Origin of the sequence: Pseudomonas citronellolis, from assembly GCF_001586155.1 — a bacterium.
Lineage (GTDB): Bacteria > Pseudomonadota > Gammaproteobacteria > Pseudomonadales > Pseudomonadaceae > Pseudomonas > Pseudomonas citronellolis.
Genome location: NZ_CP014158.1, coordinates 1,106,999 through 1,128,680, shown reverse-complemented (window position 1 = coordinate 1,128,680; position 21,682 = coordinate 1,106,999). Strand labels below are relative to the sequence as shown.

Genomic DNA, 21,682 nt, shown 5'->3' with positions numbered 1-21,682 from the left:
GACGAGCCTTCCAATCCCTTCTACGTTTCGGCGTTGCCGTTTCCCGTATCAGAGGCGCGCCATTTTACGGGTCTCGAACGGACTGTCAACCCTCTGATCCAAAAAGTTTTTCTTCTTTTTCTTTGCAGGCCGGCAGGCAGATTGCTATATCTGCATAAAACAAGTTGCCCTCGCCTGCAGGCGCTGAGATCACGGACAGGATCGCCCATGAGTTCGAAGGACACCCCGCCGTCTTCCAACGTCGCCAGCCGGGCCATCCAGCCACGCTTCGGCGAGCTGGTACAGGGCTGCCGGCAGTTGGCGATGAACCACCTGGCGGAACTCCTGGCGGCGGTTTTCGCCCAGGTCGACGACACCCTCTTCGAATGCGCCGAGAAGGCCGAGAACAACCAGGTGCAGGCGCTGTTCTTCGACAGCATGCGCGAGATCCGCCGCCAGCGCCCCACCCTCGAGCGCCTCTATCACCAGCGCTTCGCCAAGGGCCTTGGCGACTTCATGCAGGGCACCCTGCCCTCCCGGGCGCACCTGGAGGAGCTGGACGTCGAGCAGTTGTCCCTGGTCGGCAACGAGGAATACGAGGAAACCCTGCTCATCACCAACATGGTGAACCAGGTCAAGGCGCAGTGCGCGCAGTCCCTGTTCGCCCTGGACCAGCGCCTGGCCCTGCTCAACAACGGCAGCAAGCTGGCCGAGGACAGCAACCCCTTCGGCCCCCAGGCGATCGCCCAGTGCTTCCGCGAGATGCTCGCGGAAAGCCGCTTCGCCCTGCGCATCAAGACCGTGCTCTATGTCTTGTTCGACCAGCAGGTGATGCGCAACCTGCCACCTCTATATGAACAACTGAACCGACGCCTGACCGAGGCCGGCATCCTGCCCAACCTGCGCTACCGCGCCCAGCAGGGCTCTCGCCCGGCACCACGCCCGAGCGCAGCGGCCCCCGGACAAGCCACGCCAGCGGCGCCGGCCGATACTGGCAGCGGAGGCAGCAACGCCGCGGTGCCTCCCGGCGCCCCGGGCGCATCCGCCAGCACCGAAGCGCCGCCGCTGGACTTCAGCGAGCTGCCGCCCTACCCGCCCAGCGACCAGCAGGCGCTCTACGGCGGCCTCAACGCCCTGCTCGCCGAACACCGGCGGCGCGGCCTGGAGAACTTCGGCCATAGCGACAGCATCGCCCGCCTGACGCCACGCAGCGCTACCCGCACCTACAGCGCCGGGGAGCTGCTCGACGCGCTCAACCGCCTGCAGCGCATCTCCGCCCAGGACCTCGCCCGGCGCATCCGCCAGCCCCAGGCGGTCCAGCAGTTCAAGGAGGACCTGCACCAGCAACTGGAAGCCGGCAGCGACCGCCCCGGGCAGAACAAGCTGACCGACCAGGAAGCCGACGTCATCGACCTGGTCGGCATGGTCTTCGACTTCATCCTCGACGACGAAAGCCTGCCGGACAGCTGCAAGACCACCCTCTCCCACCTGCACACGCCCTTCCTCAAGGTGGCCCTGCAGGACAAGGCGCTGTTCACCCAGCACCACCACCCGGCCCGCCGCCTGCTCAACGCCATGGCCCAGGCCGGTTCGCTGTACGGCGGCGACGGCGAGGAGCGCGGGCTGCTGGCGAAGATGCACTGGGTGGTCGAGCGGGTGATCCAGGACTTCGCCGGCGACCTGCGCCTGTTCGACGAGCTGCTCGGCGACTTCAACGAATACATCGGCAACATCCGCCAGAAGGCCGAACTGCGCGAACGCCGCGCCACCGAGGCGGCCCGCGGCCGCGACCGCCTGCTGGGCGCGCGCGAACAGGCGATCGAGGTCATCCGCAAGGCCTGCGCCGAACGCGAACTGCCGCAGCTGGTGCGCAACTTCCTCGACCTCAGCTGGGCCGACGCCCTGACCTTCATCCTCCTGCGCAACGGCGAGGACAGCGACGAATGGCGCCGCGCCTGCGAGATCGCCGAGCAACTGGCCTGGAGCGTCACGCCGCAGGACAGCGCCGGCCGCGCGCGCCTGCAAGCCATGCGCCCGGCGCTGCTGGAAGACCTGCGCAAGGGCCTGGAAGTGCTCGGCGGCTACCACGAGGAAGGCATCCGCCGCCTGCTGCAGGACCTGGTCGCCTGCCAGCACGCGATCCAGGCGCAGCAGCCGGAAATCGCCGCCAGGCTGCACCCCGAACTGCCGGAAAGCCCGCTGGGGGCGATGCTCGACGGCGAAAGCGTGGCCGAGCGGCAGACCGAGGAAAGCCTGTCCATCCGCGCCCGGGCGATCATGGAGGAACTGCGCCGCATCGAATTCGGCACCTGGTTCGAGTTCACCGACAGCACGCCGCCACGGCGCCTGAAGCTGTCCTGGTTCAGCCCCACCACGCGCAACTATATGTTCGTCGATCACCTGGGGCAGCGCGTCGCCGTCAAACCCATCGGCCAGTTGGCGCTGGAGATGGAACAGGGCAAGGTGCGCCTGGCCGGAGCCGGGGCCCAGCCCCTGGTCGACCGCGCGCTCGGCGCCATCTACCGCATGCTGCAGCGCTTTGCCGGGCGCCCCAACAGCCCATCCGAGGAGTAAGCGATGGACGAACGCCGCCAGCACAACCGGCACAGCACGGACCTGAAGGTCGAGGTCTTCGACCGCCACACCGGACGCAGCCTCGGCCGCCTGGCCGACCTCTCCGTCGAAGGCTTCATGCTCTGCGGCGTCGACGTGCCGGCGGCGGATTCGGTGCTGGAATGCCGCCTGGTGCCCCTGCCGCCGCTGCACGAGGTGGGCGAGATCACCCTGGGCGCCGACTGCCTGTGGAGCCGCAAGGGCACCGACGGGCAGCTGGGCTGGGCAGGCTTCCACATCATCGACCTGGCGGACGACCAGGCGAAGGCGCTGGAGGAGTTGATTGCGCATCTTTGAGGGGGCTTCGCGCTACGCGAACCATCCTCCGATATCCCATCATTTGCCGCGCTCCTCGTAGGAGCGAGCTTGCTCGCGAATGGTGTTCTGCCGGAAGGAGTTGGCAGGATTCCAAAGAACGCCCTCTCCCTAACCCTCTCCCTGAAGGGAGAGGGGACCGTTGGGCAGACGCTGATGTTCTGGAATCAGCCGGCTAGCACAGAGATTGCCGGCTGAAACCACGCCATTTCTCGGCACGGACAAGCCCCCTCTCCCTTCAGGGAGAGGGCTGGGGAGAGGGAGCGGAGCCACTCCAAGGCACCTGTGCTGCCGGTAAGCACCATTCGCGAGCAAGCTCGCTCCTACAAAAGCAAAAAGCAAAAAAGAAAAAGCCCCGCAACGCGGGGCTTTTCCAGAGGCACCAAGATCAGGCAAACACGATCTCGTCGCCCTCCACCTTGGCATGGATCTTCGCCCCGGGAAGGAACTTGCCGGCCAGGATCAATTGCGCCAGCGGGTTCTCGATCCAGCGCTGGATCGCCCGCTTCAGCGGCCGCGCGCCGTATACCGGGTCGAAGCCGACGGCGATCAGCTTGTCCATCGCCTCCGTGCTCAGCTCCAGGCTCAGCTCGCGCTCGGCCAGGCGCTTGCGCAGGCGGCCCATCTGGATTTCGGCGATGCCGGCGATCTGCTCGCGGGCCAGCGGTTCGAACACCACCACTTCGTCGATCCGGTTGATGAACTCCGGACGGAAGTGCGCGTTCACCGCGTCCATCACCGCCGCGCGCTGGGCCTCCTGGTCGCCGACCAGTTCCTGGATCTGCGCCGAACCGAGGTTGGAGGTCATCACCACCACGGTGTTGCGGAAGTCCACGGTGCGGCCATGGCTGTCGGTCAGGCGGCCGTCTTCGAGCACTTGCAGGAGGATGTTGAAGACGTCCGGGTGGGCTTTTTCCACCTCGTCCATCAGCACCACCGAGTACGGCTTGCGGCGCACGGCTTCGGTCAGGTAGCCACCTTCCTCATAGCCGACGTAGCCCGGCGGGGCGCCGATCAGGCGGGCCACCGAGTGTTTCTCCATGAACTCCGACATGTCGATGCGCACCAGCGCCTCTTCGGTGTCGAAGAGGAATTCGGCCAGGGCCTTGCACAGCTCGGTCTTGCCCACCCCGGTCGGGCCGAGGAACAGGAAGGAACCGCTGGGCCGGTTGGGGTCGGCCAGGCCGGCGCGGGAGCGGCGCACGGCGTTGGCCACCGCCACCACCGCCTCGTGCTGGCCGATGACGCGCTTGTGCAGCTCGTCTTCCATGCGCAGCAGCTTCTCGCGCTCGCCTTCGAGCATCTTCGACACCGGGATGCCGGTCCACTTGGACACGACCTCGGCGATTTCCTCGTCGGTCACCTTGTTGCGCAGCAGCTGGTTCTCCGCCTTGCCGTGCTGGTCGACCATCTGCAGGCTGCGCTCAAGGTCCGGGATAACCCCGTACTGCAGCTCGGCCATGCGGTTCAGGTCGCCCTTGCGGCGGGCCAGTTCCAGCTCGGTCTTGGCCTGCTCGATCTTCTGCTGGATCTGCGCCGAGCCTTGCACCTCGGCCTTCTCCGACTTCCAGATCTCTTCCAGGTCGGCGTATTCGCGTTCGAGCTTGGCGATGTCTTCTTCCAGCTTGGCCAGGCGCTTCTTGGTGGCCTCGTCGTCTTCCTTCTTCAGCGCCTCGCGCTCGATCTTCAGCTGGATCAGCCGGCGGTCCAGGCGGTCCAGCTCCTCCGGCTTGGAGTCGATCTCCATGCGGATGCGGCTGGCGGCCTCGTCGATCAGGTCGATGGCCTTGTCCGGCAGCTGGCGGTCGGTGATGTAGCGGTGCGACAACTTGGCCGCGGCGATGATGGCGCCGTCGGTGATGGTCACGCCGTGGTGCACCTCGTAGCGCTCCTTGAGGCCACGCAGGATGGCGATGGTGTCTTCCTCGCTGGGCTCGTCCACCAGCACCTTCTGGAAGCGCCGCTCCAGGGCCGCGTCCTTCTCGATGTACTGGCGGTATTCATCCAGGGTGGTGGCGCCGACGCAGTGCAGCTCGCCGCGGGCCAGGGCCGGCTTGAGCATGTTGCCGGCGTCCATGGCGCCCTCGGCCTTGCCGGCGCCGACCATGGTGTGCAGTTCGTCGATGAACAGGATGATCCGCCCTTCCTGCTTGGACAGCTCGTTGAGCACCGCCTTCAGGCGCTCCTCGAACTCGCCGCGGAACTTGGCGCCGGCGATCAGCGCGCCCATGTCCAGGGCCAGCAGGCGCTTGTCCTTGAGGCCGTCGGGCACTTCGCCGTTGACGATGCGCTGAGCCAGGCCTTCGACGATGGCGGTCTTGCCCACGCCAGGCTCGCCGATCAGCACCGGGTTGTTCTTGGTGCGCCGCTGCAGGACCTGGATGGTGCGGCGGATCTCGTCGTCACGGCCGATCACCGGGTCGAGCTTGCCGTCCTCGGCGCGCTTGGTCATGTCCACGGTGTACTTGTCCAGGGCCTGGCGCGACTCCTCGGCATTGGGGTCGTTGACCGCCTCGCCGCCGCGCAGGTTGTTCACCGCGTTCTCCAGGGCCTTCTTGCTCACGCCCTGGCCGAGCAGCAGCTTGCCGAGCTTGGCGTTGTCGTCCAGGGCGGCGAGCAGCACCAGTTCGCTGGAAATGAACTGGTCGCCCTTCTGCTGGGCCAGGCGGTCGGCCTGGTTGAGCAGGCGCGCCAGGTCCTGCGAGAGGTTCACGTCGCCGGTGGGATTCTGGATTTTCGGCAGCGCATCCAGCTCTTTATTCAAGGCTGCGCGCAGGGCCGGGATATCGAAGCCGACCTGCATCAGCAGGGGCTTGATGGAACCGCCCTGCTGTTCGAGCAGGGCGCTAAGCAGGTGCACCGGCTCGATGGCCGGGTGATCGTGGCCAACGGCCAGGGACTGGGCATCGGACAGCGCCAGTTGCAGCTTGCTGGTCAAACGGTCGATTCGCATGGAGTTCGTCCTTCCTTCTAGATAGCGGGTCGGAGCGATACCTGCCCCTGATGAAGAAACAACCCGCCGGGATGCCAGTTAGATAAGGACGATTTTGGCCGCTTCAAGCCAAATCGCCATGACGCCGGTCAGTTCGTGCCGGCGCAAGGCCATCACGGCACCGGCATTCGCATGCAGGGGAAGAGTGTTGCCGACTGCGCCGAGGTGCTCTTCGTAGGATGGGTTGAGCGAAGCGATACCCATCACCACGACCGCATGGGTTTCGCAGGCTCAACCCATCCTACGGGGCTGCGGAACCTGTTCGCGAGCAAGCTCGCTCCTACGAAGATCGGGACCTACAGAGTCAGGCCAACCAGACCAGGCTGGCCTGGCGCCCGGTGCGCGGGTTGCGGCGGTAGGAATAGAAGCGCTCGGTGTCGCTGAAGGTGCACAGCCCCCCGCCGTAGACGGCGGTCACGCCACGCGCGGCCAGGCGGATGCGCGCGAGCTGGTAGATGTCGGCCATGTAGCGGCCGGCATTGACGCTGGGCACGAAGGCCACCTTGGTCTCGGCGTGGTCGGCGAGGAAGGCTTCACGGACTTCCGGACCGACCTCGAAGGCCTGCGGGCCGATGGCCGGGCCGAGCCAGGCCAGCATCTCAGCGGCCGGCACCGCCAGCTTGTCCAGAGTGGCCTCCAGCACGCCGCCGGCCAACCCGCGCCAGCCGGCGTGGGCCGCCGCAACGCGGGTGCCGGCGCGGTCGCAGAACAGCGCCGGCAGGCAATCGGCGGTGAGCACCGCGCAGGCGATGCCCGGCGTGGCGCTCCAGCTGGCGTCGGCAGTGGCGACGCGGGACGGGTCGGCTTCCACCACCTCGATGCCGTGCACCTGGCTCAACCAGGCCGGCCGGCAACCCTGGGCCTGTTCCAAGCGACGGCGGTTCTCGGCCACCGCGGCCGGCTCGTCGCCGACGTGGTCGCCGAGGTTGAAGCTGTCGAACGGCGCCTGGCTCACCCCGCCGGCGCGGGTGCTGACGCAGGCGCGCACGTTGGCCGGCGCCGGCCAGTCGGGGATGAGCCAGGGCGAGGTCATACGAAGGACTCGTTGTCCTGACGCAGCAGGCTGAGCAGCCAGGTGAAGTCGTCAGGCAGCGGCGACTCCCACTTCATGCGCACGCCGCTGGCCGGGTGGTCCAGTTCGAGGAAGCGCGCGTGCAGCGCCTGGCGCGGGAAGTCGCGCAGCGACTCGACCAGCGTCGGGCTGGCCCCTGGCGGAATGCGGAAGCGCCCGCCGTAGACCGGGTCGCCCACCAGCGGAAAGCCGATGTGCGACATATGTACGCGGATCTGGTGGGTGCGGCCGGTCTCCAGCTTCACCCGGGTGTGGGTGTGCGAGCGGAAGCGCTCCAGCACCCGGTAATGGCTGATCGCCTGCTTGCCGGTGGGCACCACCGCCATCTTCTGGCGCATCACGCCGTGGCGGCTGATGGGCGCATCGATCTTGCCGCCGGCGACTATCACCCCGACCACGATGGCCTCGTAGATACGGCTCACCGAGCGCGCCTGCAGCTGGGCGACCAGGTTGGTGTGGGCTTCGAGGGTCTTGGCCACCACCATCAGGCCGGTGGTGTCCTTGTCCAGGCGGTGCACGATGCCGGCGCGCGGCACGTTGGCCAGGTGCGGCACGTGGTGCAGCAGGGCGTTGAGCAGGGTGCCGTCCTGGTGCCCGGCGGCCGGGTGGACCACCAGCCCCGCGGGCTTGTCGATCACCAGGATGTGCTCGTCCTCGTAGACGATGTCCAGCTCGATGTCCTGGGCCTTCCACTCGCCCTGGGCCTCCAGCTGCACCTCCAGCGCCAGGCGCGAGCCGGCGTGGACGACGTCCTTCGGGCGCAGCACGGCGCCGTCGACGGTCAGGTGGCCGTCCTTGATCCAGCCGGCCAGGCGCGAGCGGGAGTGTTCGGGGAAGAGTTGCGCGGCGACCTGGTCGAGGCGTTGGCCGCCCAGGTCGAACGGCACTTCTGCCGCCAGTTGGATGAGATCGGACATGATGGGACACAGTAGGCGCGCCACCTTTTGGTGGGCGGCACGCTGTGGTTAAATACGGGGCCTTTGTCCCAGGGGTTCGCCTGGGGCGCCAATCATAACAGACGGATGCGGCCGCGACAGCCGACCGTCCAGGGACGCAAGCCGCCATGCAAGTGAAACACCTGCTGCTGATCGCCACCCTCGTCTTGGTCTCCGCCTGCTCGTCCAAGGGCGACAAGGTCGACGAGAACCTGAGCGAGAGCCAGCTGTACCAGCAGGCGCAGGAAGACCTCGGCAACAACAGCTACACCAACGCCATCAACAAGCTGAAGGCGCTGGAGTCGCGCTACCCGTTCGGCCGCTACGCCGAACAGGCGCAGCTGGAGCTGATCTACGCCAACTACAAGAACGCCGAGCCGGAAGCCGCGCGTTCGGCGGCAGAGCGCTTCATCCGCCTGCACCCGCAGCACCCGAACGTCGACTACGCCTACTACATGAAGGGCCTGGCCTCCTTCGACCAGGACCGCGGCCTGATGGCGCGCTTCCTGCCGTTGGACCTGACCAAGCGCGACCCGGGCGCGGCGCGCGACTCCTTCAACGAGTTCGCCCAGCTCACCAGCCGCTTCCCCAACAGCCGCTACGCCCCGGACGCCAAGGCGCGCATGGTCTACCTGCGCAACCTGCTGGCGGCCTACGAAGTGCACGTCGGCCACTACTACCTCAAGCGCAAGGCCTACGTGGCCGCCGCCAACCGCGGCCGCTACGTGGTGGAGAACTTCCAGGAGACCCCGGCCGTCGGCGATGGCCTGGCGATCATGACCGAGGCCTACCAGCGCCTGGGCCTGAACGACCTGGCCGACAGCAGCCTGCAGACCCTCAAGCTCAACTACCCGGACAACCCCAGCCTGAAGGACGGCCAGTTCGAGCCCCGCGAGGACGACGACAGCAGCCGCTCCTGGCTGGCCAAGGCCACCCTCGGCCTGATCGACTCCAATACCGCGCCGCCGCAGATGGAAACCCAGGCGAGCAAGGACGTGATGCGCCAGTACGAGGACGCGCGCCAGCAGATCCCGCGCGAGCTGCAGCCCGAGCACCAGGACGAGGAAGTCGAGAAGCCCGACACCAGCGGCAAGAAGAGCCACTCCTGGTGGCACTACCTGACCTTCGGCCTGGTCGACTGATCGACCCGCCATGCAGAGGGAGGCTCCGGCCTCCCTTTTTCATGCCCGCGCGAATCTTCCGCACAGTACCGGCCCGCGCGACTTGTACGCCGTGGTAGCTCGGATAAACTGCGGCTCTTCACGAAAAAAGGGAACGCCATGGTCCGCCTGCTGTTCTGGATCCTCCTCATCGCCCTGATCTGGTGGCTGTGGCGCAAGGCTACCCGCCCGCAACGCCCGCCCCAGGCGCCGCCGGACGACCCGGCCGAGCCCATGGTCCGCTGCGCCCAGTGCGGTGTGCACGTGCCGCGCGCCAACGCGCTGCAGCACGAGCAGCGCTGGTACTGCAGCCAGGCCCACCTGCAGCAGGACAGCCCGCGGCATGGCTAAGGCCATCCCCATCAGCGGCCAGCAGGGGCAGCGCATCCTCCGCCTGTATCACCTGTACCGCCTGAGCATCGGCCTGCTGCTGGTGCTGCTGATTTCCAGCGACCTCGACGACCGCGTGCTCAACGTCGGCCAGTCGGCGCTGTTCCATGCCAGTTGCTGGAGCTACCTGATCGTCAACATCCTGATCGCCGTGCTGATGCCGACGCCGCGCCAGCTGCTGCCGATCTTCCTCCTGGCGCTGTTCGACATCCTCGCGCTGTGCGGCCTGTTCTACGCCGCCGGCGGCGTGCCCAGCGGCATCGGCAACCTGCTGGTGGTGGCGGTGGGCATCGCCAACATCCTGCTGCGCGGGCGCATCGGCCTGCTGATCGCCGCCGTCGCCGCGATCGGCATGATCTACCTGACCTTCTACCTCAGCCTCAGCCAGCCCACGGCGATCAACCACTACGTCCAGGCCGGCAGCCTCGGCGCCCTGAGCTTCGCCGCAGCGCTGCTGCTGCAGGGCCTGGCGCGGCGCCAGCAACTCACCGAGCACCTGGCCGAGGAACGCGCCACCACCGTGGCCAACCTCGAAGAACTCAACGCCCTCATCCTGCAGCGCATGCGCACCGGCATTCTGGTGCTGGACAGCCGGCACCGCGTGCTGCTGGCCAACCAGAGCGCCCTGGGCCTGCTGGCCCAGCCGGAACTGGCGGGCAAGCTCGCCACCGAGCATTGCCCGGAGCTGCTCGACAGCCTGCAGCAGTGGGAACGCAACCCCTCGCTGCGCCCGCCCAGCCTGCAGGCGCCCGAAGGCGGCCCCATGCTGCAGCCGAGCTTCATCCCGCTGCGCCGCGGCGAGGAACAGCACACCCTGGTGTTCCTCGAAGACATCTCGCAGATCGCCCAGCAGGCCCAGCAGCTCAAGCTGGCGGCCCTGGGCCGGCTGACCGCCGGCATCGCCCACGAGATCCGCAACCCCCTGGGCGCCATCAGCCACGCCGCGCAGCTGCTGCAGGAGTCCGAAACGCTCGACGCCCCCGACCGGCGCCTGACGCAGATCATCCAGGACCAGTCGCGACGCATGAACCTGGTGATCGAGAACGTCCTGCAACTGTCGCGGCGACGCCAGGCCGAGCCGCAACAGCTGGACCTCAGGCAGTGGCTGCAACGCTTCACCGACGAGCAGCGCGAAGGCCTGCGCGGCGACCAGCAGATCCACCTGCAAATGGGCGGCGGCGAGATCCAGACGCGCATGGACCCCAGCCAACTCACCCAGGTGCTGGGTAACCTGGTGCAGAATGGGTTACGGTACAGTGCCCGGCAGAACGGCAGCGGCCAGGTGTGGTTGAACCTGTTCCGCGACCGGGACAGCGACCTGCCGGTGCTGGAGGTGCTCGACGACGGCCCCGGCATCGCCCCGGAGCAGCTGGGCAAGCTGTTCGAACCCTTCTTCACCACCGAGAGCAAGGGCACCGGGCTGGGCCTGTACATTTCCCGCGAGCTGTGCGAAAGCAACCAGGCCCGCATCGACTTCAAGAACCGCGACGAAGGCGGTGGCAGCTTCCGCATCACCTTCGCCCACCCGCGCAAGCAGAGCTGAAAGAAAAGAGCATGAGCCGGCAAAAAGCCCTGATCGTCGACGACGAACCGGATATCCGCGAGCTGCTGGAGATCACCCTCGGCCGCATGAAGCTGGACACCCGCAGCGCCCGCAACGTCAAGGAGGCCAAGGAATACCTGGCCCGCGAGCCCTTCGACCTGTGCCTGACCGACATGCGCCTGCCCGACGGCACCGGCATGGACCTGGTGCAGCACATCCAGCAGCGCCACCCGCAGGTGCCGGTGGCCATGATCACCGCCTTCGGCAGCCTGGACACCGCGGTCAACGCGCTCAAGGCCGGCGCCTTCGACTTCCTCACCAAGCCGGTGGACCTCGGCCGCCTGCGCGAACTGGTGGCCACGGCCCTGCGCCTGCGCTCGCCGGGCGCGGAAGACGCGCCGGTGGACAACCGCCTGCTGGGCGACTCGCCGCCCATGCGGCAGATGCGCAACCAGATCGCCAAGCTGGCGCGCAGCCAGGCGCCGGTCTACATCAGCGGCGAATCCGGCAGCGGCAAGGAGCTGGTGGCCCGGCTGATCCACGAGCAGGGCCCGCGCAGCGAAGTGGCCTTCGTCCCGGTGAACTGTGGCGCCATTCCGTCCGAGCTGATGGAAAGCGAATTCTTCGGGCACAAGAAAGGCAGCTTCACCGGCGCCGTGGAAGACAAGCAGGGCCTGTTCCAGGCCGCCAATGGCGGCACCCTGTTCCTCGACGAAGTGGCCGACCTGCCCTTGCCGATGCAGGTGAAACTGCTGCGCGCCATCCAGGAAAAAGCCGTGCGCGCGGTGGGCGGCCAGCAGGAAGTGGCGGTGGACGTGCGCGTGCTCTGTGCCACCCACAAGGACCTGGCTGCGGAAGTCGCCGCCGGCCGCTTCCGCCAGGACCTCTACTACCGCCTGAACGTCATCGAACTGCGCGTGCCGCCGCTGCGCGAGCGCCGCGAGGACATCCCTCTGCTCACCGAGCGCGTGCTCAAGCGCCTGGCCAACGACAGCGGCCTGGCCGCGGCGCAGGTCAGCCCCGAAGCCCTGGAAAAGCTCAAGAGCTACCGTTTCCCGGGCAACGTGCGCGAACTGGAGAACATGCTCGAACGCGCCTACACCCTGTGCGAAGACGATGTCATCCAGCCCCAGGACCTGCGTTTCGCCGAGGCCACCGGCGGCGGCGAAAGCGGCGAGGCCAGCCTGGCGCAGATCGACAACCTCGAGGACTACCTCGAAGAGATCGAGCGCAAGCTGATCATGCAGGCGCTGGAAGAAACCCGCTGGAACCGTACCGCCGCGGCCCAGCGGCTGGGGCTGACGTTCCGTTCGATGCGCTATCGCTTGAAGAAGCTGGGGATCGATTGAGCAAGGGGCATGCCCTTATGCCCTGCCTGTCTTCGCGAACGGGATCACGCCAACGGCGTCGCCACCAACCGCCCTTCCGGCGCATAGGGTTGCGCCTTGATGATCGGCTCGCGCTTCAACATCAGGTCCGCCAGCAGCCGGCAGGAGGCCGGCGCCAACACCAGGCCGTTGCGGTAGTGCCCGGTGTTCAGCCAAAGCCCTTCGTACCCCAACACCTGGCCGATGAAGGGAATACCCTCGGGCGAGCCCGGCCGCAACCCTGCCCAATGCCCCACCGGCGCCAGCCCGGCGAGCGCCGGCAGCAGTTCCTCGGCGGAAGCGCGCAGGTTGGCCAGGGCCTCGTCCGTGGGCGTCTTGTCGAAGCCGGCATGCTCCAGGGTGCTGCCCACCAGGATATGGCCGTCGCGCCGCGGAATGGCATAGCGCCCCTTGGCCAGCACCATGCTCGACAGGAAATCCGCCGCGCACTTGTAGAGAATCATCTGCCCCTTCACCGGCGCGACCGGCAGTTCCAGGCCCAGACCGGCCAGTAGCTCGCCGCTCCAGGCGCCGGCCGCCAGCACGGTCGCATCGGCCCGCAGCTCGCCGGCGGCGCAGCGCACGCCGCGAATGGCGCCCTGCTCCTGGATGAAACCGCTGACCTCGCAACCCTCAAGCACCTCGACGTTCGGCATACGCCGCAGCGCCTCGCGCAGCGAACGCGCCAGGCGCGGGTTGCGCACATTGGCCACGCCCGGCATGTGGACCGCTTTCTGGAAACCGGCTCCCAGCGCGGGGACGGCATCATGGACCGCCGAAATATCCACCTCCTGCAGCGGGCGGTCGTTGGCGCGGGCCCAGGCCAGCGCCTCGGCCTGGTCGTCCAGGTCCAGCCAATAGAGGCCGGTGACGTGCACCTCGGGGTCGACGCCGGTGTCCTCCAGCAGTTGCTGGCCCAGTGCCGGATAGAAGTCCTGCGACCAGTGCGCCAGGTTCGCCACCGCCCGGCTGTAGCGCCAGGGGTAGAGCGGGGAAACGATGCCGCCGCCGGCCCAGGAGGCCTCGCGCCCGGTCTCGCCACGCTCGACCAGAGTCACCCGCAGCCCCTCGCGCCCCAGGGTCCAGGCACTCAACAGCCCGACAACGCCACCACCGACAAGCAGAACATCCGACATACCGCTGCACCTCGAACCGACAGGAAACCGGACGGTCATCCGGCGCGCCACTATACCAACCCCACCAGAGCGAAGCGCCCTACACCTTCGACGGAATCGACGCACGACATCCAAGGCCCAGATAACGGACCAAAAGAAAGATACTGCGGCAGCAAGGCAAAGCCAGGGACGGCTCCTCATGCCCAAGAATCGCGGATTCAGCCTGCTGGAAGCATTGCTCTCGATTCTCCTGCTCTCGCTGCTCGCCAGCCTGGCCGTACCGGCCTTCGACAACCTGCTCCAGTCAAATCGCGCCCTTGTCGCCCTGCACAGCCTGCATGGCGCCCTGAGCCATGCCCGGCAAACCGCGGTACTGACCGGCCGCCCGGTCAGCGTCGTGGCCCACGAAGGCGATTGGGCCAAAGGCTGGGCGCTGTTCCACGACGACAACAACGACGGCCAGCAGCAATCCGGCGAACCCCGGCTACGCCTACACCCGCCCCTGGAAGGCGTGCAGATATACCCGGACGAAACCTCCCGCAGCTACATCCACTACCGCCCCCAGGGCCAGGCCATCCGCCCCAACGGCGCCTTCCACGCCGGCCATTTCCGGATCTGTGCCCAGCACGCCACAGCCCACCGGATCGTGATCAACCGCAGCGGCCGCATCCGCCACGAAAGCGCCCCCAGCGCCAGCCTCTGCCCACGCTGAGCAGCGCACAGCCGCTCTGCGACCGAGGTCACAGAAGACCAGCGGACATGACCGGACATCGCGCGATTTGTATCGGCCATCCAACAAAAAGGGACATTTCCCACACAAATTGGCAGCATTTCCTTCAAGGTAAATAGGAGGAATGCGCCATGTCGCGCCCCAAGGAAATGGCGGGGTTCACGTTGGTCGAGCTGATGATCGTGGTAGCGCTGCTGGTGATCTTCGTCAGCATCGCGCTGCCCAGCTTCAGCTACCTGATCAAGACCAACCGGACTCAGAGCGCCGCCAGCGAACTCGCCTCCCTGCTGCAATACGCCCGCGCCGAGGCGGTGACGCGCAATGTCGATATCACTGCAGCAGCCAGCAGCGGAGCCTGGACAGTCAGCCAGGGCAATACCGTCCTTCGCCAACTGGATAGCCAGCAAAGCACCCTCAGCATCCTGCCGGCCACTGCCTCGGTGACCTTCTATCCGAACGGCACCGCCTCCGCCAATACCAACATCTACATCTGCAACGACGGTGATGCCGCCACCGGCTATCAATTGACCGTCAGCGTGGCCGGACAGGTGAGACTGTGGCCTCGCGGCACGTCGGACGCAGGTGAAGCACTCGGGAGTTGCGGATCATGAATGACGTTCGCAGGCAATCCTCCGGCTTCAGCCTGATCGAGGTGCTGGTCGCCCTGCTGCTGATCTGCATCGGGGTGCTGGGCATGGTCGCCATGCAAGGGCGCACGGTGCAGTACACCCAGGACTCCGTGCAACGCAGCACCGCCGCCATGCTCGCCAACGAGATGCTGGAGACCATGCGCAGCAATCGCGACCAGGTCTATACCGCCAGCGGCAACCTCAACCCGAACTCGGCGTATTTCACCGGTAGCGACGGCTACCCGGAGGCGCCCGAGGAGGGAAGCTGCCAGCCGCTCCCCGCCAACGCCAACCCCGCCGAGCAGCTCAACTGCTGGCTGACTCGCGTACAGGAGACATTGCCCGGCGCCAGCGGTCTGGCAGCCGAGGTGCACGTCTGCCGTGCAGGGAGCAGCGCCGGCACTTGTGGCAGCGCGGGCCGCGCCATCGAAATCCAGGTGGCCTGGCGGGTGAAGAACGGCGAGTGCATGGATGCGGCGGACAGCGGCGACGACAAGACCATTTGCCGCTATCGGGTAAGAGCGGAAATCTGAGGCGGACCAGCATGCAGAAGCGCCAGCAAGGCCTGTCCCTGATCGAGCTGATGGTCGCCCTGACCGTCAGCAGTTTCCTGATCATCGGGATAGTGCAGATCTTCATCGACAACAAGAACACCTTCGTCTTCCAGCAGGCCCAGACGGAGAACCAGGAAAACAGCCGTTACACCTTCCTGCTGCTCGACCAGGAACTGAGCAAGACCGGTTATCGGCGCCAGCCCGACCGCGGGTTCGATACCAGTTTCCCGGCGGCAGACTCAAGCAGCGGAGCCCCGGAGGGATGCGCATTCGCCAAGGGCCAGACTGTCACGCTGGCCAGCGACAGCGGCATCTGCATCCGCTATGAACCCCGCGACCCCGACGAGCGCAACTGCCTGGGGGCGAAGCCCGCCGACGGAACCGTTCCCGACGAGCCCTACACCACCAGCACGCTGACCGTGATGGAAAAGTTCTTCATCGAAGACAACGAACTCAAGTGTGCAGCGGGTGAAGATGAGCCAGGGACCATCCTAAGAGGCGTCGCCGACATTCAGTTCGAGTACGGAGTCGGCCCCCAGACCGATGAACGCCAGGTAGATACCTATACCACCTCCCCGGGTACCCAGCCGATCCGGGCAGTGCGCTATGCCGCTCTTATGGTGAGTTCGGTCAATGCCCGCCAGGGCATGGATAGCACCACCCTGACGCAATGGAAGGCCCGCTATCCCGACTCCGGCATCGGCACCGACAGCGGGCAGCTCTACCAGATCGCCCAAGGCTCGATCACCCTCAGGAACCTCATGCCATGAATGCATCCCGCCATTCGCAGCAGGGCGCGATCCTGTTCGTCTCGCTGATCATCCTGCTGGTCATCTCCGTGCTGGCCATCTCCAGCGTCCGCCAGTCGGCGCTGGAAGCCCGTATCACCGGCAGCGTGGCCGAGGAGAAGCGCCTGTTCAACGGCGCCGAATCGGCGCTACGCAACACCGAGGAGAGCCTCAGCGAGTCGCTGCTGCCGCCCGACCGCTGCCCGGCGGACGCCACCACCGATGACCTGCCCTGTATCTGGAACAAGACCGCCAACGATTATGCCCAGGACTTCTCCGACGCCATGGGCTACACCGGCACGGGCGTTACGCCCTCCACGCAGACCACCACTGTCAGTCGCTACATGATCGCCGCCCCAAGCGGCAACGTCGGCGGCCAGTCGATCAACCCCGAGTACGGCTCGATGATGCTGGGCAACGGCACCTTCTTCTATGAAGTGAACAGCCGCGCCTCCAGCAACAACCGCACGGCCCCACTGCGCTCCGTGGTGGCCCGGGTATACAACAACTGACTCCCAGGCACTGACATGAAGACTCTCCGCCAAACCGCGATCAACGCCAGCGCCAGCCTGCTCTGCGCCCTCCTGCTTCCGTGCGCCAGCGCCTGGGCAGACATCGACATCTCGCGCACCCCGGTCTTCGTCAACGACTCGGTGCCACCGCTGAACATGCTGGTCATGGGCCGTGACCACAAGCTGTACTACGAGGCCTACAACGATGCCTCCGACCTCAATGGCGACGGCATTCTCGACGTGGGCTACAAGGGGCACCTGGACAAGGACCACGGCGGCATCGACTACTACGGCTACTTCAACTCGTTCGCCTGCTACGACTACAGCGACGGCCGCTTCAGCCCGGTCAGCGCCACCACCAACAAGAAGTGCCCGGGGCACTGGAGCGGCGACTTCCTCAACTACCTGGCCACCTCGCGCATGGACGCCCTGCGCAAGGTGCTCTACGGCGGCTACCGGGTGGAGGACACCACCACCTCCACCGTGCTGCAAGGCTCCTACGTTCCCCAGGACGACCACGCCTGGGGCAAGGAATACCTGAGCGAGGCCTACGACGGCTACCGCATTTCCGACTACACCCCGCTGAGCCAGCCGGCGGCCGGCGGCTACCGCCACCTGTTCGCCGTGGTGTCGCTGACCCAGGACACCGGCGTGCCGCAGTTGCGCACCCTGACCAACACCAGCTTCCGCATCTGGAACTGGGTGTCGAAGGAGCGGCCGGTAGCCGGCAGCACCTGCGTGAACAGTTCCGGCTCGGAGGTCAACTGCACCAGTGGCGGCCCCAGTGGCGGCAACTGGACCATCGTGCCCGCCGACCAGATGTCGGGCCTGACGCTCACCACCTGGAAGGACTCGCGCTCGACTTCCACCAACAAGTCGCAGATGGACGACCTGTTCAACAACTACAGCAGCAACTCTGCAAAATGCGGTAGCGGAACGCCATCATTCACCAACATAAGCACCGGCCAGAACTTCACCAACCCCTACTCCGCTAACGGCTGTGGCCAGGATGGCTATCACACGCTGATCACCGGCACCCTGACCCCGGCGCTGACGGGCGTCTACCAGTTCTCGGTGGACGGTGACGACGCGGTCGAATTCCAGGTCAATGGCGTTACCGCGTCCTACTATGGCGACCACGGCAAGGCCGGCGGCGGCGGCAACGGCACCACCGCCTCGGTAACGCTCACCGCGGGTACCGCCTATACCTTCAAGTTCCGTCACGAGGAAAATAGCGGCGACGCCAACTTCTACCTGTACTGGAAGACCCCGGCCACCGGCACCAGCGAGATGACCGACAGGAACGTCAAGGTCTCGGTCTGCCCCAGCGGCACCGACAACGCCGGCCTGCGCGAAAGCAACTGCACCGCCTACGGCAACGGCTTCAAGCCGACCGGTATCCTTCACGACTACGGCGCCACCAACAAGATGTACTTCGGCCTGCTCACCGGCTCGTTCCAGAAGAACATCAGCGGCGGCGTGCTGCGCAGCCAGTTGCAGAGTTTCTCCAAGGAGTACAGCTCGACCACCGGGCAATACTGCTTCGCCGGCACCAACGTGTGCGGTTCCGACGGCGTGACCAACGGCATCGTGGCGACCATCAACAAGCTGCGCATCATCGACTTCAACTACGGCGACCATACCTACGGCTGCGGCTGGATCACCACGCGCCCGATCACTCAGAACGACACCTGCTACATGTGGGGCAATCCGATCGGCGAAATGATGTACGAGACGATGCGCTACTTCTCCGGTGAAACAACGCCCACCAGCACCTATGACTATGGCTCCGGCAACAGCAAGGACAAGGACGTGCTGGGCCTTCCGCGCATCGGCACCTGGACCCCGCCCTACAAGTCGACCGCCAACCCCAATGGCTACCCCGTGTGCTCGGTCCCGGCCATGACGGTCATCAGCGACATCAACCCGTCCTATGACTTCAAGCTGCCGGGCAGCAAATGGTCCACCGACGTTTCGGCGCCCTCCTCAGGATCGCTGGCGGGCCTGAACGTCTCCACCGAGGCGGACAAGATCTGGGCAGCCGAAGGGGGTGGCAGCAAGTCCATCTTCATCGGCGAATCCAACGGTGTCGCCGACAGTGCCCCCACAGCCAAGACCGTCAGCAACCTGTCCACCGTCCGCGGTTTGGCGCCGGAGGAACCCAGCAAACAGGGCACTTACTACTCCGCTGCCGTGGCGCGCTATGGCGCGAACAACAAGATCGGCGGCGACAAGGCCCTGTTGACCTACTCGGTAGCACTGGCCTCGCCCCTGCCGACCATCAAGTTCCCCGTCACCAGCAATGGCGTCACCAGCGTGGTGACCGTGGTGCCCTTCGCCAAGTCCGTCGGTGGCAGCAGCATCGACGCGAACGGCAGCTTCCAGCCCACCGACCAGATCGTCGACTACTACGTGGAGAAGTTCGCCAATACTTCGCCAGCCTGTAATGGCGGCACGCCCAGCCTGGTCAGCGACTGCGACGCCACCCTCAACGGCGGCCGTCCCTACGCCAAGTTCCGCATCAACTACGAGGACGTGGAACAGGGCGCCGACCATGACATGGACGCCATCGCCCTGTATGAATTGCTGGTCAACGATCAGGGCAAGCTGGTCATCAACATGACCTCCGAATACGCCGCCGGCGGCATCGACCAGCACATGGGCTACGTGATCTCCGGCACCACCAAGGACGGTATCTACCTTGAGGTCAAGGACCAGGGCGGCAACAACGTCGCCTACAAGCTGGATACTCCCGATGGTCGCGATCCCAACTACTGCAACGCGACCACCAAACCCAACGACTGCACCCTGAGCCGGCTCAGCTCCTCGCGCACCTTCACCCTGTCGGGCACCCCGGCGGCCACCTTCCTGGAGAACCCGTTGTGGTACGCCGCCAAGTACGGCACCAACGCGACCAACAACGACACCGATGGCAACGGCGTGCCGGACAACTACTTCCTGGTCACCAACGCCCTGACGCTGAAGGACCAGTTGAACAAAGCGTTCAACGACATCTACCAGCGCAACAGCTCCGTCTCCACCCCGTCGGTGGAGCGCCTGCAACCCGGCGCCTCGATCAGCGACGCGCGCTCGGTATACCGCTCCAACTTCCTGGTGGACGACTGGTCGGGCGACCTGATCAAGGAGACCATCAACCCGGCCACCTTCGCCCGTACCGTGGTCTGGCACGCCAAGGACCAGTTCCCGAGCACCCGTAACATCAAGTTCAAGGGCAGCAACGGCAGCCTGACCACCCTCACCCACAGCAACCTGTCGGGTGTGACCTACAACGGCGTCGACCTGCAGACCACCCTGACCTCCGCGCAGCTCGGCTACGTGCTGGGCGACCGCAGCGGCGAAGGCAGCAGCTTCCGCCGGCGCAGCACCCTGCTGGGCGACATCATCAACTCCAACCCGGTGGTGGTCTCCGGCGCCCAGTACCTGGCCTACCTGGCAGGCGCCATCGATGGCGGCTACCAGAAGTACGCCGACTTCATCGAAGCCAAGAAGACTCGCCGCACCCAGGTCTACGTCGGCGCCAACGACGGCATGCTGCACGCCTTCGACGGCACCACCGGCGTGGAGAAATTCGCCTTCGTGCCCCGCGCCGTCATCCCGAACCTGCAGTACCTGAGCAGCAAGGACTACACCGCCGCCCAGCACCGCTGGTTCGTCGACGGCAGCCTGACCGTGCGCGACGTCTACTACGACGACGCCTGGCATACCGTGCTGGTGGGCACCCTGGGCGCCGGCGGCAAGTCCGCCTTCGCCCTGGACGTGACCGACCCGGACAACATCGCCCTGCTCTGGGAGTTCGACGACGACAACGCCAGCAGCAAGGACAGTACCAACACGACGCTGAGCAACCTCGGCTTCACCATCCCCACTCCGGTGGTCGCCCGCCTGCACAGCGGTCAATGGGGCGTGCTGCTGCCCAATGGTTACAACAGCGCCAACAACAGCAGCGGCAAGGCGGTGATGTACGTGCTGGACATCAAGACCGGCACCGTCCTCAAGACACTGGAAGCACAGGGCGTCGCCGGTACCAACGGCTTGTCCAGCATCCGCGGCGCCGACAACAACAGCGATGGCATCATCGACTACGCCTACGCCGGCGACCTGCAGGGCAATCTGTGGCGCTTCGACCTGATCGACAGCTCCGCCACCAACCCCTTCGCCAACACTAACGTCCAGGCCTCGACCTTCAAGACATCCTTCAACGGCACCCCGCTGTACGTGGCCAAGGATGCCGACGGCAGTGGCAGTGTGCGCCAACCGATCACCGCGCCGCCATCGCTGGTACGCCATCCCTCGACCACTGGCTATCTGGTGATCTTCGGTACCGGCCGCTACCTGGGCACCGTCGACAAGACCAGCCCGTTCCAGTTGCAGACGCTCTACGGCATCTGGGACAAGAAGACCAAGGGCGAAGCGGTCACCAGCACGCCAACCCTGTCGCGGGCCAACCTGCAAGGGCAGACCATTTCGTCCCAGGTGAACGGTGCGACCTTCGCCGACAACACGGCCAACACCTTCGATATCCGTCTGCTCAGCCAGAACAGCGTGGACTGGACGACGAAAAGCGGCTGGTACCTGAACCTCCAGGTCACCGGGGGCAGCCTGGTAGGCGAGCGGATCGTCGACGAAATGGCGGCCCGTGGTCAGGCCCTGCTGATCAACACCCGCACACCCAGCCTGGATGTGTGCCAGGCTGGTGTGGAAGGCTGGTCATACGGCCTCGACCCTTATACCGGCGGTCGCGCCGACTTCAACATCTTCGACTTCAGCCAGAACTTCGTGGTCGACCAGGGCGACGCCTACGTTTCCGGCGACACCAGCCAGGTGGTCTCCGGCTACAAGACCCCGGCCGGTGGCGCGGCACTTTCCGGCAATACCCGCTTCACCGCCGACGGAGCGCCGATGAACATCAGCTTCGGCCCCGAGTCCACCGGACGCCAGACCTGGCGCGCAGCCCCGCAATGAGGAAG

The 21,682-nt window shown here is 66.1% G+C and carries 17 protein-coding genes; 12 read left to right on the top strand and 5 right to left on the bottom strand.

What is annotated here, in order from left to right; all coding sequences use genetic code 11:
* The first annotated feature begins 207 nt into the window (after positions 1–207).
* Together PcP3B5_RS05170 and PcP3B5_RS05165 are read left to right on the top strand one after the other, a co-directional pair.
* Complete coding sequence (locus PcP3B5_RS05170; RefSeq protein ID WP_061560718.1) at positions 208–2,553, top strand: DUF1631 domain-containing protein; 2,346 nt, start codon at positions 208–210, stop codon at positions 2,551–2,553.
* Between the two features lie 3 nt (positions 2,554–2,556).
* Positions 2,557–2,889, top strand: a complete 333-nt coding sequence (locus tag PcP3B5_RS05165; protein ID WP_009617596.1) for a PilZ domain-containing protein — start codon at positions 2,557–2,559, stop codon at positions 2,887–2,889.
* 406 nt (positions 2,890–3,295) lie between these two features.
* On the opposite strand, the gene clpB is transcribed toward PcP3B5_RS05165, so the two are convergent.
* The 4 genes from clpB to rluD form a co-directional block, all read right to left on the bottom strand.
* A complete protein-coding gene (clpB, locus tag PcP3B5_RS05160) occupies positions 3,296–5,860 on the bottom strand; it encodes an ATP-dependent chaperone ClpB (protein WP_061560717.1) in 2,565 nt (854 codons plus the stop codon).
* A 78-nt stretch (positions 5,861–5,938) separates the two neighbouring features.
* Entirely contained in the window at positions 5,939–6,103 is a 165-nt protein-coding gene (locus PcP3B5_RS31795) for a hypothetical protein (protein WP_160336925.1), read from the bottom strand.
* A gap of 100 nt (positions 6,104–6,203) precedes the next feature.
* Positions 6,204–6,932 (bottom strand): peptidoglycan editing factor PgeF, encoded by a 729-nt coding sequence (gene pgeF / locus PcP3B5_RS05155; RefSeq protein WP_061560716.1) that lies wholly within the window; start codon positions 6,930–6,932, stop codon positions 6,204–6,206.
* A complete protein-coding gene (gene rluD / locus PcP3B5_RS05150) occupies positions 6,929–7,888 on the bottom strand; it encodes a 23S rRNA pseudouridine(1911/1915/1917) synthase RluD (protein ID WP_061560715.1) in 960 nt (319 codons plus the stop codon). The genes pgeF and rluD overlap by 4 nt, the downstream gene beginning before the upstream one ends.
* A gap of 146 nt (positions 7,889–8,034) precedes the next feature.
* Between rluD and PcP3B5_RS05145 the strand changes: the two genes are divergently transcribed.
* The 4 genes from PcP3B5_RS05145 to PcP3B5_RS05130 all read left to right on the top strand — a co-directional run bounded on the left by PcP3B5_RS05145 (position 8,035) and on the right by PcP3B5_RS05130 (position 12,348).
* Positions 8,035–9,048, top strand: coding sequence for an outer membrane protein assembly factor BamD (locus PcP3B5_RS05145; protein ID WP_009617585.1), 1,014 nt, complete (start codon positions 8,035–8,037; stop codon positions 9,046–9,048).
* Between the two features lie 138 nt (positions 9,049–9,186).
* Positions 9,187–9,417 (top strand): PP0621 family protein, encoded by a 231-nt coding sequence (locus PcP3B5_RS05140; protein ID WP_061560714.1) that lies wholly within the window; start codon positions 9,187–9,189, stop codon positions 9,415–9,417.
* Positions 9,410–10,999: a sensor histidine kinase gene (locus tag PcP3B5_RS05135; protein ID WP_043273654.1), complete on the top strand. Its 1,590-nt coding sequence runs from the start codon at positions 9,410–9,412 to the stop codon at positions 10,997–10,999. Before PcP3B5_RS05140 ends, PcP3B5_RS05135 begins: the two co-directional genes overlap by 8 nt.
* A gap of 11 nt (positions 11,000–11,010) precedes the next feature.
* Positions 11,011–12,348, top strand: a complete 1,338-nt coding sequence (locus tag PcP3B5_RS05130; RefSeq protein WP_061560713.1) for a sigma-54-dependent transcriptional regulator — start codon at positions 11,011–11,013, stop codon at positions 12,346–12,348.
* A gap of 44 nt (positions 12,349–12,392) precedes the next feature.
* Here the strand turns inward: PcP3B5_RS05130 and thiO are convergent, their stop codons facing one another.
* Positions 12,393–13,502 (bottom strand): glycine oxidase ThiO, encoded by a 1,110-nt coding sequence (gene thiO, locus PcP3B5_RS05125; protein ID WP_061560712.1) that lies wholly within the window; start codon positions 13,500–13,502, stop codon positions 12,393–12,395.
* Positions 13,503–13,680: 178 nt separating this feature from the next.
* Here thiO and PcP3B5_RS05120 point away from each other — a divergent pair, with 178 nt between their 5' ends.
* From PcP3B5_RS05120 to PcP3B5_RS05095, 6 genes are all read left to right on the top strand, one after another.
* The gene (locus PcP3B5_RS05120; RefSeq protein WP_009617575.1) at positions 13,681–14,193 is read left to right on the top strand and encodes a GspH/FimT family protein; all 513 of its coding nucleotides are present in this window, start codon (positions 13,681–13,683) and stop codon (positions 14,191–14,193) included.
* Between the two features lie 149 nt (positions 14,194–14,342).
* Positions 14,343–14,822 carry a GspH/FimT family pseudopilin gene (locus PcP3B5_RS05115; RefSeq protein WP_061560711.1) on the top strand — a complete coding sequence of 160 codons (480 nt, stop codon included), beginning with the start codon at positions 14,343–14,345 and terminating at the stop codon, positions 14,820–14,822.
* Entirely contained in the window at positions 14,819–15,373 is a 555-nt protein-coding gene (pilV, locus tag PcP3B5_RS05110) for a type IV pilus modification protein PilV (protein ID WP_061560710.1), read from the top strand. Before PcP3B5_RS05115 ends, pilV begins: the two co-directional genes overlap by 4 nt.
* Before the next feature lie 11 nt (positions 15,374–15,384).
* A complete protein-coding gene (locus PcP3B5_RS05105; protein ID WP_061560709.1) occupies positions 15,385–16,164 on the top strand; it encodes a PilW family protein in 780 nt (259 codons plus the stop codon).
* On the top strand, positions 16,161–16,694 hold the full coding sequence (locus PcP3B5_RS05100) for a pilus assembly PilX family protein (RefSeq protein WP_043318034.1): 534 nt from the start codon (positions 16,161–16,163) through the stop codon (positions 16,692–16,694). The genes PcP3B5_RS05105 and PcP3B5_RS05100 overlap by 4 nt, the downstream gene beginning before the upstream one ends.
* A 15-nt stretch (positions 16,695–16,709) precedes the next feature.
* Complete coding sequence (locus tag PcP3B5_RS05095) at positions 16,710–21,677, top strand: PilC/PilY family type IV pilus protein (protein ID WP_061560708.1); 4,968 nt, start codon at positions 16,710–16,712, stop codon at positions 21,675–21,677.
* Positions 21,678–21,682 lie beyond the last annotated feature (5 nt).

Bases quoted from the DNA above. Each gene is read 5' to 3' on its own strand.
- clpB (WP_061560717.1), bottom strand. From the start codon at position 5,860: ATGCGAATCGACCGTTTGACCAGCAAGCTGCAACTGGCGCTGTCCGAT.
- PcP3B5_RS05120 (WP_009617575.1), top strand. From the start codon at position 13,681: ATGCCCAAGAATCGCGGATTCAGCCTGCTGGAAGCATTGCTCTCGATT.
- rluD (WP_061560715.1), bottom strand. From the start codon at position 7,888: ATGTCCGATCTCATCCAACTGGCGGCAGAAGTGCCGTTCGACCTGGGC.
- PcP3B5_RS31795 (WP_160336925.1), bottom strand. From the start codon at position 6,103: ATGGGTATCGCTTCGCTCAACCCATCCTACGAAGAGCACCTCGGCGCA.
- PcP3B5_RS05135 (WP_043273654.1), top strand. From the start codon at position 9,410: ATGGCTAAGGCCATCCCCATCAGCGGCCAGCAGGGGCAGCGCATCCTC.
- PcP3B5_RS05140 (WP_061560714.1), top strand. From the start codon at position 9,187: ATGGTCCGCCTGCTGTTCTGGATCCTCCTCATCGCCCTGATCTGGTGG.
- PcP3B5_RS05095 (WP_061560708.1), top strand. From the start codon at position 16,710: ATGAAGACTCTCCGCCAAACCGCGATCAACGCCAGCGCCAGCCTGCTC.
- PcP3B5_RS05165 (WP_009617596.1), top strand. From the start codon at position 2,557: ATGGACGAACGCCGCCAGCACAACCGGCACAGCACGGACCTGAAGGTC.
- PcP3B5_RS05105 (WP_061560709.1), top strand. From the start codon at position 15,385: ATGCAGAAGCGCCAGCAAGGCCTGTCCCTGATCGAGCTGATGGTCGCC.
- PcP3B5_RS05170 (WP_061560718.1), top strand. From the start codon at position 208: ATGAGTTCGAAGGACACCCCGCCGTCTTCCAACGTCGCCAGCCGGGCC.
- thiO (WP_061560712.1), bottom strand. From the start codon at position 13,502: ATGTCGGATGTTCTGCTTGTCGGTGGTGGCGTTGTCGGGCTGTTGAGT.
- pgeF (WP_061560716.1), bottom strand. From the start codon at position 6,932: ATGACCTCGCCCTGGCTCATCCCCGACTGGCCGGCGCCGGCCAACGTG.
- PcP3B5_RS05115 (WP_061560711.1), top strand. From the start codon at position 14,343: ATGTCGCGCCCCAAGGAAATGGCGGGGTTCACGTTGGTCGAGCTGATG.
- PcP3B5_RS05145 (WP_009617585.1), top strand. From the start codon at position 8,035: ATGCAAGTGAAACACCTGCTGCTGATCGCCACCCTCGTCTTGGTCTCC.
- PcP3B5_RS05100 (WP_043318034.1), top strand. From the start codon at position 16,161: ATGAATGCATCCCGCCATTCGCAGCAGGGCGCGATCCTGTTCGTCTCG.
- PcP3B5_RS05130 (WP_061560713.1), top strand. From the start codon at position 11,011: ATGAGCCGGCAAAAAGCCCTGATCGTCGACGACGAACCGGATATCCGC.
- pilV (WP_061560710.1), top strand. From the start codon at position 14,819: ATGAATGACGTTCGCAGGCAATCCTCCGGCTTCAGCCTGATCGAGGTG.